Below are 13,507 nucleotides of genomic sequence, written 5' to 3'. Positions count from 1 at the left end.
CAAACTATTTTTTCGACGAGTTCGTATCAGTCGTCCTCGTCGGCTTCCGCGACCTCGTGGCCTGCGCAGATGGCCAGAACATCGGTCCCGTAGCTGCGCAGCTTGCGGCTGAGGACGCCGGGGATCCTGGAGAGTTCGGCGGGACTTACGGGCTGCGCCTCGGCGATGGCCATCAGAGTCCGGTCGGTGAAGACGCAGAAGTCCGGCTGCCCGCTGCGCTCGGCCTGGACGGCCCGCCACTCCCGCAGCCGTTCGTAGAGCCCTTCGTCCATGTCCGAGGGGCAGTCCTCACAGCGCATCAGTTTCATCTCGCCCGCGTCGGTGAGCGTGCGGCCGCAGACCCGGCAGCGGGCGGGGGTGCGCTGGGCGCGCCGGGGAACGGCCGCGGGGCCTCGGGCGGTCCCGCGCTCGACGCCTCCGGTGGCACCGGAGCCGGAACGGCCGGCGGCGGCGGTGGTGCCGGGACGCAGTCCGTCGAGGAAGCGGCTCGGCCGGCGGCCCGGGCGGCCGCCCGGCGAGCGGGACAGGGCCCAGGAGACATGGAGCCGCTCCCGCGCGCGGGTGACGCCCACATAGAGGAGCCGACGCTCCTCCTCGATCTGTTCGTCGGTCCTGGCGTAGGTGATGGGCAGCATGCCCTCGGCGATGCCGACGAGGAAGACGACGTCCCACTCCAGGCCCTTGGCGGCGTGCAGGGAGGCGAGGGTGACGCCCTGGACGGTCGGGGCGTGCTGGGCGTTCGCCCGCTCATCGAGTTCCGCGACGAAGTCGCCGAGGGTGGCGCCGGGTCTGCCGGCGGCGAGGTCCTGGGCGAGGCGGACCAGGGCTGCGAGGGACTCCCAGCGTTCTCTGACGGCGCCGGAGCCGGCCGGCGGCTCGGTGGTCCAGCCCTCTCCGGACAGCACGGCACGCACCTGGGAGGGCAGGTCCACGGCCTCGTCCAGCAGGGAGTCGTTGCCGCCGAAGCGGGCCGCGCCGCGCAGGGCCGTGCCGGCCTTGCGTACCTCGGGCCGGTCGAAGAAGCGTTCGGCGCCGCGCAGCTGGTACGGCACGCCGACGTCGGCGAGGGCCTGTTCGTAGGTCTCGGACTGGGCGTTCGTACGGAACAGGACGGCGATCTCGGCGGCCGGGACGCCCGCGTCGATCAGTTCGCGGATGCGGCGGGCGGCGCCTTCGGCCTCCGCGGGCTCGTCGCCGTACTCGGCATAGCCCGGCTCGGGGCCGGGGGCACGCTGGGAGATCAGTTCCAGCCGGTGGTCGGCGGCGCGGCCGCGGGCCTGGGCCAGCAGGCCGTTGGCGAGGTGGACCACCTGAGGAGTGGAGCGGTAGTCGCGGACGAGTTTGACGACGGTGGCGCCGGGGTGGCGGGAGCGGAAGTCGAGGAGATGGTCGGGCGTTGCTCCCGTGAACGAGTAGATGGTCTGGCTGGCGTCGCCGACGACACACAGGTTCTCGCGGTCGCCCAGCCACAGGTCCAGCAGCCGCTGCTGCAGCGGGCTGACGTCCTGGTACTCGTCGACGACGAAGTGCTGATACTGGGCGCGGATCTGTTCGGCGATCTCGTGGCGGTCCTGGAGGATGGCGACGGTCAGCAGCAGGACGTCCTCGAAGTCGATCACCGCGCGCTCGCGTTTGAGGTCTTCGTAGGCCGCGTACAGATGGCCGATCTCGGTGGGGTCGCGTGGGGCCTCGCGGCCCGCCTTCGCGGCCGCGTACGCATAGTCGGCGGGGACGGTCTGGGTGACCTTGGACCATTCGATCTCGGCGGTGACGTCCCGCAGCTCGCCCCGGTCGAGCCGGGTGCCCAGCGTCGCGGCCGCGTCGGCGACAAGCTGGATCTTGCGGTCGATGAGCCGGGGCATGCCGCCACCGATCGCTTTCGGCCAGAAATACTGCAGCTGGCGCAGGGCGGCGGAGTGGAAGGTGCGGGCCTGGACACCCTGGGCGCCGAGCTGACGCAGCCGGCCGCGCATCTCTCCGGCGGCGCGGTTGGTGAAGGTGACGGCGAGCACGCTGGACGGCTGCAGGATGCCGGCGAGCACTCCGTAGGCGATGCGGTGGGTGATCGCCCGGGTCTTGCCCGTGCCCGCTCCCGCCAGGACGCACACCGGGCCGTGCAGGGCGGTGGCGACCGCGCGCTGCTCGGGGTCGAGCCCTTCGAGCACCGCGTCGGCCCCGCGCGGCCCGGCCGCGTACGGCGAGCCGTCGGGAGCCTGCGGGAAAAGGGTGGAGTGCGTTGCTGCTGTCACACCGCCATGCTGCCAGGTCGCCCGGGACTGCTGTGCCGGTTGTCCACAGGCGGGCACCGATAGTCGTATGAATGCGGTGGGTGTCACAGCGCCTGTGGATACCCCGGGCGGGAATGGCGGGCGGATGGCGTACGTTCCCTCCTCGGACGACCTTTTCGAGCTGCCTGAGGAGCGCGAGAGACATGCAGGGCACTGTGACGATGTACAGCACGACCTGGTGCGGCTACTGCCGGCGGCTGAAGGGCCAGCTGGACCGGGAGGGCATCGCCTACACCGAGATCAACATCGAGCAGGACCCCGAGTCCGCCGCCTTCGTCGAGAAGGCGAATGGCGGAAACCAGACGGTCCCGACCGTTCGGGTGCTTCCCACCGAGGGAGGCACCGAGGTCGTCATGACGAACCCGAGCCTCGCCCAGGTGAAGCAGGCGCTCGGCGCCTGACCCCTTGCTCCGCATGACCCCCGAACGGCCCCGCGCCGATCGGGGGTTTCGTGTGCCGCGCCCGGCAGCGCTCGCCGCCCGTGCCGTCGGGTGGCCGCCCGGCCGAAGAAGGGGCAGCCGCCCCGGCCGCGGTGCGGGGTGCCCGGCGGGGCCGGCCTCAGTCGGCCTGCACGAAGGTGACGTTTCCGGTCTGCCGGGCGCGGCCTGACAGATCATGTCCGGCGCCCGGTCCACGCCGGTGACCTGCGCCGCGCGGGTCGCGAGCTTGCGGGCCAGCAGGCCGTCGCCGCAGCCTACGTCCAGGGCCGTGCGGCAGCCGTCGGGTACGGCGGCCAGCACGGTCCGGTGGTAGTGGACGTTGTGGTTCCAGTACGGGTCGCCCGCCACCCGGGGTGCCTCAGACGAAGCTGCGCGTCGGAAGCGGCTTGCCGTACCACATCTCGATCAGGCGGGCCGCGATGGAGATGCCGTAGGGCGGCAGCACCACGCCGGACTCGAAGGCCTCGTGGAGTTCCTCGCGGGAGAACCAGCGGGCCTCGTGGATCTCGTCGCCGTCGACGTCGATCTCGGTGGACGTGGCGCGGGCCATGAAACCGAGCATCAGGCTGGACGGGAACGGCCACGGCTGGCTGGCCACGTACTCCACGGAGCCGACGGTGACGCCGACCTCCTCGGACACCTCCCGGCGCACCGCCTGCTCGATGGACTCGCCCGGTTCGACGAATCCGGCGAGCGTGGAGAAACGGCCCTCGGGCCAGTGGACCTGGCGGCCGAGCAGGATGCGGTCGTCCGCGTCGGTCACCGCCATGATCACGGCCGGGTCGGTGCGCGGGTAGTGCTCGGCGCCGCAGGCCGGGCAGCGGCGGATGTGGCCGGCGGCGGCGATCACCGTGCGCTCGCCGCAGCGGGAGCAGAAGCGATGGGTGCGCTGCCAGTTCTCCAGGCCGACCGCGTGCACCATGAGTCCGGAGTCCCGCGGCGACAGGAGCAGTCCGGCCTCACGCAGTCCGGCGGGGCGCGCCGACTGGTCGATACGGCCGGGCAGCGAGTCCTTCTGCAGCGCGAAGTAGCTGACGCCCTCCTCGTCGATGCCGAGGAAGTAGCGGTGTGCCTCGGTGAGCGGGGCCTCGAAGGAGGGGGTCATGACGAGTTCGGTCCGGCCGTCCGGTGTCTCGTCGATGAGCACCTGGCCGCCGGAGACCACGAAGCAGCGGGTCGTGGGGTGGCTCCACGCCGCCGCGAGCCAGGCTTCGTCGAGCCGGTGGTGGGCGGCGCGGTCGATGCCGCTCGGAGCGGTCAGCGAGATGGGGCGATCGGCTGTGTCGTTGGTCCAGGTGGTCACGGGTGCTTCCAACTCCCCCAGTGCAGCGGTTCGTTCAGCGGGCGGTTCGGCGGGACGTGCGGCGGGAAGGCACCGGGCCGGGCGCGGGCGGGGCGGGCAGGGCGGTCCCTCCAGTGTGCCCCGCGGGCCGTGCCCTTCCGGGCGGCGCCTGCCGGTCAGGGCGTGGGACGCCAGTGCTCGGCCAGGTCACCCCACAGATACGCGCTGGTCTCGACGCCCTTGAAGAGGAGGTCCAGCTCGACCTTCTCGTCGGGGGCGTGCCAGCCGTCGGAGGGGACGGAGATACCCAGGAAGAGCACGGGGGCGCCGAGGACCTCCTGGAGATCGGCGGCGGGTCCGGAGCCGCCCTCGCGGGTGAAGCGGACCGGCTTCTCGAAGGCGCGGCCCATCGCGCGGGCCACGGACTGCAGGGCGGGGTGGTCGAGCGGGGTCAGGCACGGGCGCGTGGCCGCACCGAAGCTGATCTCCTGCCGGATCCCGGCGGGCGCCTGAGCCTCGGCCCAGGCGCGCACGGCCTTCTCGATGTGCTCGGGATCCTGGCCCACGACCATCCGGAAGGAGAGCTTCACCATGGCCGAGGACGGGATGATCGTCTTGCTGCCCGGGCCCTGATAGCCGCCGCCGATGCCGTTGACCTCGGCGGTCGGGCGGGCCCAGATGCGTTCGAGGGTGCTGAATCCGGCTTCGCCGTGGGCGGCGTGGGACTTGGCGGTGCGCAGCCAGCGCTCCTCGTCGAAGGGCAGCTCGGCGAACAGCTCCCGCTCGTGGTCGGTCAGCTCCACGACGCCGTCGTAGAAACCGGGGATCGCCACGCGCGCGTGCTCGTCGTGCAGAGCGGCGACCAGGCGGGCGGCCGCGGTGGCCGGGTTGGGTACGGCGCCGCCGAAGGAGCCGGAGTGGATGTCCTGGTCGGGGCCGTACAGCCGGATCTCGCACTCGGCGAGGCCGCGCATGCCGGTGCAGACGGTCGGGGTGTCCTCGGACCACATGCCGGTGTCGGAGACGATCACGGCGTCGGCGGCGAGCCGGCCGGCCCGCTCCTCCACCAGGGCCCGGAAGTGCGGGGAGCCGGACTCCTCCTCGCCCTCGATCAGCAGCTTCAGATGGACCGCGGGGGCGCTGCGGCCGGTGGCGGCGAGGTGGGCGCGGACGCCGAGTGTGTGGAAGAACACCTGGCCCTTGTCGTCGGCCGCCCCGCGCGCGTAGAGGCGGTTGCCGCGGATCTCCGGCTCGAAGGGATCGCTGTCCCAGCCGTCCTCGCGGGCGGCGGGCTGTACGTCGTGATGGCCGTAGACGAGGACGGTGGGCGCCTCGGGGTCGTCCGAGGGCCACTCGGCGAATACGGCCGGGGCGCCCGGGGTCTGCCAGATCTCGGCGGTCGGGAAGCCGGTCTCCGTGAGCTTGGTGGCGAGCCAGTCGGCGCTGCGGTGTACATCGGGCGCGTGGTCGGGCTGGGCCGACACGGAGGGGATGCGCAGCCATACCGCGAGGTCGTCGAGGAAGGCGGCGCGGTGCTGCTCGATGTACGTGCGGACGGCGCTGTCCGGGGTCTGGCTCATGCTCACGAGCCTATCGGCCCGCACGGACATCCTCGGCGGGCGGTTCGTCACACTCACGTCGTCGGGTGTGCCACATCGGAGTCTTCCGTGTCTTCCGTGTCTTCCATGAGGAGCCGCTCCAGGGCGGCCCGGTCCGGCAGATCCCGCGGTCGTACGACCTCGCCGCTGCGGACGTACAGGAACGCCGCTGTGACGGACTCGGCAGGCACCCCCTGCTGCTCGGCCCAGGCCAGCCGGTACACGGCGAGCTGCAGCGGATCGGCGGTGCGGGCGCGGCCGGTCTTCCAGTCGACGATCTCGTACGTCGCCCCGTCGCCGTCGCCGTGCTTGTAGACGGCGTCGATACGGCCCCTTACGACGCGGCCCGCGAGACTGAGCTGGAAGGGAGCCTCGACCCGGTAGGGGGTGCGCCGGGCGTACTCGCTGCGTTCGAAGGCCTCCTTCAGGACCGCCAGGTCGTGCTCGTCGGCGATCTCGGCGTCGCCGCCGGGCAGCTCGTCCGGTTCCAGCAGGGGCAGCGTCAGCTCCTCGAAGCGGGCCTCCACCCAGGCATGGAAGCGGGTGCCCCGGCGCGCGGCCGGTTGCGGGGGGCGCGGCATGGGGCGCGCGAGTTCCTGCGCGAGCCCGTCCGGGTCCTCGGCCAGACGCAGCAGCTGGGTCGCGCTGAGGGTGGCGGGCAGCGGGACGTCGGTGACGGCCTGCCGGGAGCGCAGCAGCTCTCCGGTGAGCGCGTCCAGGTCACGGTCCCAGGAGGCGAGGGTGCGGGCCTCCTCGGGAGTGAGGTCGGTGAGGGGCTGGGGCTGGGGTTCATCGGGGCCGGGGTGGTTCCGCGGGGGGCGCGCCTGGTGCGGGACCGTGGGGGCCTGGTGCGGGACCGTGGGCCGGCCGGCACTCCGGGCGTCCCGGCCTGCGGGGGTGCCCGGGCTCGGGGCGTCCGGGGCGGGAGTGCCCGGGGCGGGGATGAACGGGGCGCGCGCGTCCGTGTCGTACGGGGGCTCCTCGTCGCCGAAAGGGTCCTCGTCGAAGGGGTCCTCGTCGTGCGGGAGGTCCGCGCCGTGCTCGTCGTAGGGCTCGCCGCCGTGAGGAGCGTCGTACGGCTCGCCGCCGTAGGGGTCGTCGTCCGGGGGCGGGGGCCAGTCCGGGTCGTCGAGGGCGGCGGGGTCATGGGCGGCCGGCGGGCGGCCGGTGTCGTGGGCGGCGAGGGCGTCCAGGTGGGCGAGGACGGTCTCGGCGGCCGCGCGACGGCGGGCCATGGCGGAGGCGTCCAGCGGCAGCGGCCACACCTGGTCGGCGGCGGCCGTGTGCAGGGCGGGGTTCTCCTCGTCCTCGGCGGGCTCCCTTGCCCATGCCTCGATCTCGCCGTGTCCGGCGGCGCAGTGGTCGTACAGGGCCTGGAGGAAGTCGGAGGGGCCGCGCGGCTTCTTCTGGCTCGGCCCCCACCAGTGGCCGGAGCCGAGCAGCAGGGAGCGGGGGCGGGTGAAGGTGACGTAGCCGAGGCGCAGCTCCTCGGTGTGCTGGTGGTCCTTCATGGCCTCGTGGAAGGCCTTCATGCCGCGCGCGTCCCAGCTGTCGGCGTCGGGCAGCGTGTCGGTGTCGCCGCGCAGGGCGTGCGGCACCACCTTGGCCTGCGCGGTCCACTTCTCGCGGCCCTGTGCGCTGGGGAACGTGCCCTTGACCAGCCCGGGCACGGCCACGACGTCCCACTCCAGGCCCTTGGACTTGTGGGCGGTGAGCACCTTGACGGTGTTCTCGCCGCCGGGCAGGGCGTTGTCGAGGCCTTTCTCGTACTGCGCGGCGGTGCGCAGGAAACCCAGGAAGGCGAGCAGGGTGGCCTCGCCGTCGCTCGCCGCGAAGGAGGCGGCGACGTCCAGGAAGTTGGACAGGGTCTCGCGGCGGCGGGCGGCCAGCGCGTGCGGGGACGCCGACAGCTCCACCTCCAGGCCGGTGACGGCGAGGACGCGGTGCAGTACGTCCATCAGCGGGTCGGACAGTGAGCGGCGCAGGTCGCGCAGTTCGGCGGCCAGGCGCGCGAAGCGCACCCGCGCGTCCGGCGAGAACGGCAGCCCGTCGTCGTCCCCCTCGCCGTCGACGGGCGATTCGAGGAAGGTGTCCAGGGCGTCCGCGAGCGATATCACCTCGGCCGGGTCGACGCCCTCGACGGCCTCGGCGAGCCGGCGGTCCGGGTCGTCGGTGTCGCGCGCGCGTGTGTGGGCGACCAGCAGCCGGGCGCGGCGGCCCAGCAGGGCGAGGTCGCGGGGGCCGATGCGCCAGCGCGGGCCGGTCAGCAGCCGCACCAGGGCGGCGTTGGCACCGGGGTCCTGGAGCACCTCGCAGACGGCGACGAGGTCGGCGACCTCGGGCAGGTGCAGCAGTCCGGACAGACCGACCACCTCGACGGGGATGTCCCGGGCCACCAGGGCGCCCTGGATCTCGGCGAAGTCGGTCGCCGTGCGGCACAGTACGGCGATCTCGCCGGGGGCCGTGCCGGTGTGCACGAGGTGGGCGAGCGAGTCGGCGATCCAGTCGATCTCCTCGGCGTGGGTGGGCAGCAGGGCGCAGCGGACCATGCCCTCATGCTCGGCGCCGGGGGCCGGGCGCAGCGCCTCCACGCCCGCGTGCATCGCGCGCAGCGGCTCGGCGAGGCCGTTGGCGAGGTCGAGGAGGCGGCCGCCGCTGCGGCGGTTCTCGCTGAGCGCCTGCCGGGTAGCAAGGTGACCGCCGGCGTGCGCGAAGTGCGCGGGGAAGTCGTCCAGGTTGGCGACGGAGGCGCCGCGCCAGCCGTAGATGGCCTGGCAGGGGTCGCCGACCGCGGTCACCGGATGGCCCGTACCGCCGCCGAACAGGCCTGCCAGCAGGACGCGTTGGGCCACCGAGGTGTCCTGGTACTCGTCCAGGAGCACCACGCGGAACTCCTCGCGCAGCAGCCGGCCCACCTCGGGGATGCGGGCGAGCCGGGCGGACAGGGCGATCTGGTCGCCGAAGTCGAGCAGGTCACGTGCGCGTTTGGCGGCCCGGTAACGCTGGACGAGGTCGGCCAGTTCACGGCGGGCGGCGGCCGTCTCGGGGACCTTGCGCAGATCGGCGTTGGTGAGCTTGGCCCTGTGCAGGGTGCGCAGCAGGTCCGCGTCCCAGGCGCGCAGTTCCTCGGGCTCGACGAGGTGCTCGGCGAGTTCGGAGTCGAGGGCGAGCAGATCGCTGACGAGGTCGGCGAAGGAGCGGGTCAGCGCGGGGTAGGGGCCCGGTGCCTCGCGCAGCACGCGCGCGGCGAGCTGGTAGCGGGTGGCGTCGGCGAGCAGCCGGGAGGTGGGCTCCAGACCGAGGCGCAGGCCGTGGTCGGTGAGCAGGCGGCCGGCGAAGGCGTGGTACGTCGAGATCACCGGCTCGCCGGGCGGGTTGTCCGGGTCGATGACATCCGGGTCGGTCACACCGGCCTTGACCAGCGCCTTGCGGACGCGTTCGGACAGCTCGCCGGCGGCCTTGTTGGTGAAGGTCAGGCCGAGGACCTGGTCCGGGGCGACCTGGCCGGTGCCGACCAGCCAGACCACGCGGGCGGCCATCACGGTGGTCTTGCCCGATCCGGCTCCGGCCACGATCACCTGCGGGGCGGGCGGCGCGATGATGCAGGCCGTCTGCTCCGGGGTGAACGGGATGCCGAGAAGCTCTTTGAGCTGCTCGGGGTCGGCGATACGGGCGGGCATGTCGGAAAAGGCTAGTGCCGAGCACTGACAGTCGGGGACGGACGGCCGCCCGCGGAGGAAGAAGCGCAGGTCAGCGGCTTTGGTGCCGTACGTCACTCCCCCGTCTGCGGCGGCTCACTCGACGACGTGCCGCCCCTCGGGCCGGGCACTGCACGAGGCGCGGAAGGCACAGTGTGTGCAGTGCTGGCCGGTGTTCGGTGCGAACCGTTCGTCGAGGACCTTGCCGGCGGCGGTGGCCAGCAGCTCGCCGACCCACTCCCCCGACAGCGGCTCCTGCGACTGCACCTTGGGCAGCGTCTCGCCGCCGTCGCGCTTGGCGGCGCCCTGTCTGAGGTGCACCAGTTCCGCGCCGCCGGGTTCGGGGCGTACGCCGTCGAAGGCCTCGTCCGCGGCACCCTCGTGGAGGGCGAGCTGGTAGACCGCGAGCTGAGGGTGGCGGGCCACCTCGGCGGCGCTGGGCGCCTGTTTGCCTGTCTTGAAGTCCACCACGTAGGCGCGGCCGTCGTCGTCCGTCTCCACGCGGTCCATCTGGCCGCGGATGCGGACCTGGTAGTCGCCCGCTTCGAGGGTGACGTCGAAGTCCTGCTCGCTCGCCACCGGGGTGCGCCCGGTGCGGTCCAGGACATGCCAGTTCAGGAAGCGTTCGAGCGCCACGCGCGCGTTGTCCTTCTCCTGCTGCGACTTCCAGGGCGCGTCGAAGGCGAGCGCGTTCCACACCGAGTCCAGCCGTTCCATCAGGACGTCGAGGTCGGCCGCGGTGCGGCCGGAGGCGACCTCGTCGGCGAGGACGTGCACGACGTTGCCGAAGCCCTGCGCCACGGTGGCCGGGGCGTCGGCCTTCACCTCACGGCCCAGGAACCACTGCAGCGCACAGGTGTTGGCCAGTTGGTCGAGGGCGCTGCCGGAGAGCACGACCGGGTGGTCGCGGTGGCGCAGCGGCACCTTGCTCTCGGTCGGGTCGTACATGCCCCACCAGCGGTAGGGGTGCGCCGCGGGCACCAGCGGACGGCCGTCCTCGTCGGCGAGGGCGGCGAGCCGGGCCAGCCGGTGGGCGGCGGCCTGGCGCAGCGCGGCGGACGCGCGCGGGTCGACCGTGGTGGCGCGCAGCTCGGCGACGAGCGCGGCCACGGACAGCGGGCGGCGGGGCCGGCCGGTGACGTCCCGGGGTTCGACGCCGAGCTCGGTCAGGAAGCGGGACGGCTGGTCGCCGTCCTCTGCGGGCGCCTTCACGGCGGTCACGACGAGGCGTTCACGCGCGCGTGTGGCGGCGACGTAGAACAGGCGGCGCTCCTCGGCGAGCAGTGCTCCCGGGGTGAGCGGTTCGGCGAGTCCGTCGCGGCCGATGCGGTCGGCCTCCAGGAGGGAGCCGCGGCGGCGCAGGTCCGGCCACAGGCCCTCCTGGACGCCGGCGACGACGACGAGGCGCCACTGCAGGCCCTTGGCGCGGTGCGCGGTCATCAGGCGGACGGCGTCCGGGCGCACCGCGCGGCGTGCGAGCGTGTCGGCGGCGATGTCCTCGGCCTCGACCTCCTCCAGGAAGTTCAGGGCGCCACGTCCTCCGGTGCGTTCTTCCGCGCGCGCGGCGGTGGCGAACAGCGCGCACACGGCGTCCAGGTCACGGTCGGCGTTGCGGCCGGCCGCGCCGCCGCGCCGGGCGGCCCGCTCCAGGCGCGCGGGCCACGGCGTGCCGTCCCACAGGTCCCACAGCGCCTCCTCGGCCGTGCCGCCGCCGGCCAGGCGCTCGCGGGCCGTGCGCAGGAGCGCGCCGAGGCGCTGTGCGCCGCGCGCGTACGCCGGGTCGTGCACGGCCAGGCGCTCGGGTTCGGCGAGCGCCCGCGCGAGCAGGACGTCGGAGGGGGGCGGCAACGGGTTGCCCGCCGTGCGCTCCTCCTCGCGCAGCGCACGCCCGAGGCGCCGCAGATCGGCCGGGTCCATGCCGGCGAGGGGCGAGGCGAGCAGGGTGAGCGCGGTCTCGGTGTCCAGCCAGGAGGCGGCGTCGCGGACCTGCTCGACGGCCCCTTCAGCGGCTTCTTCAGCGGCCTCTTCAGATGCTCCTTCGGGGGCCTCTTCGGGGGCGGCGTCCTCGGCGGACCCGGCGCTGTTCTCCTCGTGCCACCCGGCCTCCGCCCTGGCCACCGCACGCAGGGCCGCCAGCAGGGGGGCCACCGCCGGTTCGTGTCGCAGGGGCAGGTCGTCGCCGTCGATGTCCAGCGGGACGCCGGCCGTGGTGAGGGCGCGGCGCAGGGTCGGCAGGGTGCGGGATCCGGCCCTCACCAGGACGGCCATGTCGCTCCACGCGACGCCGTCCTCCAGGTGTGCGCGGCGCAGGATGTCCGCGATGTTGTCCAGTTCCGTACCGGCCGTCGGGTACGTGTAGACCTCGACGCGGCCCCCGTCCCGTACGGCGGCGGGTTCGCGATGGGCGCGGACCTTCTCGGCGGGCAGCCGGGGCAGCGGCATGCGCTGGGTGATCAGACGGGTGGCGGCGAGCAAGGCGGCGCCGGAGCGGCGTGAGGTGCGCAGCACCGCTATGGGCGCCGGGCGGCCGCCGGGACGCGGGAAGGCCGCCGGGAAGTCGAGAATGCCGTTCACGTCGGCGCCCCGGAAGGCGTAGATCGACTGGTCGGGGTCGCCGAAGGCGACCAGGGTGCGGCCTGCCCCTCGCCCGCCGCCACCCTCTTGCGGAAGCCCTTCGGACTGCACCGCTCGATTGCCGGCCAGCGCGTGCAGGAGCCGTACCTGCGCGGGGTCTGTGTCCTGGTACTCGTCGACGTACACGGCGTCGTACTGGGCGGCGAGCCGTGCGGCGGTCTCGGGGCGGCGGGCGAGCAGGACCGCGCGGTGGACCAGTTCCGCGTAGTCGATCACACCCTGGAGATCGAGCACGTCCAGGTACTCGGCGAGGAACGCGGCGGCGGCGCGCCAGTCGGGGCGGCCGATACGGCGGGCGAAGGCGTCCAGCGCGTCGGGGCCGAGGCCCAGCTCGCGGCTGCGGGCGAGGACCGCGCGGACCTCGTCGGCGAAGCCGCGCGTGGTCAGGCAGGCGCGCAGTTCGTCGGGCCAGCGGACATGGGTCAGGCCGAGCCGCTCCAGCTCGGGCTGACCGGCGAGCAGCTCGCGCACGGTGACGTCCTGCTCGGGGCCGGACAGCAGACGCAGCGGCTCGGCGAACAGACCGCCGTCTTGCTGGGCGCGCACCAGGGCGTAGCAGTACGAGTGGAAGGTGGTGGCCCGGGGCGCGCGGGCGGCACCGATGCGCCGGGCCATGCGGTCACGCAGGTCGACGGCGGCCTTGCGGCTGAACGTCAGCACCAGGATGCGCTCGGGGTCGGCGCCGCGGGCGATCCGGGCGGCCACGGACTCCACGAGCGTGGTGGTCTTGCCGGTGCCGGGCCCGGCGAGGACGAGGAGGGGTCCGCTCCGGTGGTCAACCACGGCGCGCTGTGCCGCGTCAAGAGGAGGGGGGTCGATGGCAGCCGGCGGGGTACGGACCAGTCGGTAAGCGCCACGGCCCCCCTGTCGCACCGGGGGGTGCGACAGGCGTCCGGTGGAGGAAGAGGAGCTCACGTGGTTGGCCGGTCCTGGTGGTTGTACTGGTGGGCGGGCGGTCACGCGTGCGTGGCGGTGGCCGCGGGGTGAGGGGGACACGTGCCGCCGACGCTACGCCGCCGCGTCGGACGGAAGCAGGGCTTCCGCTTCTTCCCTCGCGGCGCTCGCGCCACGCGCGTCCCACACCACACGAACGTACGTCATGCCGCGGACGTCCCCCATGTCACCCGTACGAGCCACGGGCTCTCCCCGACGGCATCCGATGGCGGAAGCTGTCAGATGTGACCCTCCGCGCCCACCCCGCCGTCCCAGCGGGCCCGCCGCATGTCGAGTCGCGGCAGATGGCCCTCGGCGCTCCTGGCCGCCTCCTTCAGCGGCGTGCCCTCCGCGCGGTAGTGGGCGAGCGCGCCCAGCTCGTGCCCGGGCAGCAGCACTCCGTCGGCTCGTACGACCCGCCACCACGGGACGGCGCCGCCGTACAGGGACATCACCCGGCCGACCTGGCGCGGACCGCCCTCGTCGAGCCACTCGGCGACATCGCCGTACGTCATGACCCGCCCCGGCGGAATCCGCTCCGCGACCTGGAGGACCCGCTCGGCGTACTCCGGCAGCTCGTCCGCGTACTCCTCGCGGGTGTCCTCGGCAGGGCTCTGCTCGCTCATTCGTCCCA

General features: G+C 73.7%; 7 protein-coding genes and 1 pseudogene. 1 reads left to right on the top strand and 7 read right to left on the bottom strand.

Going from position 1 to position 13,507, the window contains the following annotated elements; translation table 11 throughout:
* Positions 1-26 precede the first annotated feature (26 nt).
* A complete protein-coding gene (locus tag IE277_RS18340; RefSeq protein ID WP_373310818.1) occupies positions 27-2,306 on the bottom strand; it encodes an ATP-dependent DNA helicase UvrD2 in 2,280 nt (759 codons plus the stop codon).
* Between the two features lie 125 nt (positions 2,307-2,431).
* On the opposite strand from IE277_RS18340, the gene IE277_RS18335 reads away from it, so the two are divergent.
* On the top strand, positions 2,432-2,689 hold the full coding sequence (locus tag IE277_RS18335; protein WP_189953714.1) for a mycoredoxin: 258 nt from the start codon (positions 2,432-2,434) through the stop codon (positions 2,687-2,689).
* A 246-nt stretch (positions 2,690-2,935) separates the two neighbouring features.
* Here IE277_RS18335 and IE277_RS48810 read toward each other — a convergent pair.
* The 6 genes and pseudogenes from IE277_RS48810 to IE277_RS18305 form a co-directional block, all read right to left on the bottom strand.
* Positions 2,936-3,028: pseudogene (locus tag IE277_RS48810) on the bottom strand (class I SAM-dependent methyltransferase); the annotation flags it as partial.
* A 58-nt stretch (positions 3,029-3,086) separates the two neighbouring features.
* Positions 3,087-4,031: an NAD(+) diphosphatase gene (gene nudC, locus IE277_RS18325; protein WP_189953713.1), complete on the bottom strand. Its 945-nt coding sequence runs from the start codon at positions 4,029-4,031 to the stop codon at positions 3,087-3,089.
* A gap of 155 nt (positions 4,032-4,186) precedes the next feature.
* The gene (locus IE277_RS18320) at positions 4,187-5,590 is read right to left on the bottom strand and encodes a dipeptidase (RefSeq protein WP_189953711.1); all 1,404 of its coding nucleotides are present in this window, start codon (positions 5,588-5,590) and stop codon (positions 4,187-4,189) included.
* 53 nt (positions 5,591-5,643) lie between these two features.
* Entirely contained in the window at positions 5,644-9,288 is a 3,645-nt protein-coding gene (locus IE277_RS18315; RefSeq protein WP_189953709.1) for an ATP-dependent DNA helicase, read from the bottom strand.
* Positions 9,289-9,402: 114 nt separating this feature from the next.
* Positions 9,403-12,855 carry an ATP-dependent helicase gene (locus IE277_RS18310; protein WP_189953707.1) on the bottom strand — a complete coding sequence of 1,151 codons (3,453 nt, stop codon included), beginning with the start codon at positions 12,853-12,855 and terminating at the stop codon, positions 9,403-9,405.
* 257 nt (positions 12,856-13,112) lie between these two features.
* Positions 13,113-13,499 (bottom strand): MGMT family protein, encoded by a 387-nt coding sequence (locus IE277_RS18305; RefSeq protein ID WP_189953705.1) that lies wholly within the window; start codon positions 13,497-13,499, stop codon positions 13,113-13,115.
* Between the last annotated feature and the right edge of the window lie 8 nt (positions 13,500-13,507).

It is taken from the genome of Streptomyces alanosinicus, from assembly GCF_014650595.1.
Lineage (GTDB): Bacteria > Actinomycetota > Actinomycetes > Streptomycetales > Streptomycetaceae > Streptomyces > Streptomyces alanosinicus.
The sequence above is the reverse complement of the archived record's forward strand: the minus strand, read 5'-3'. Positions and strand labels throughout refer to the sequence as shown.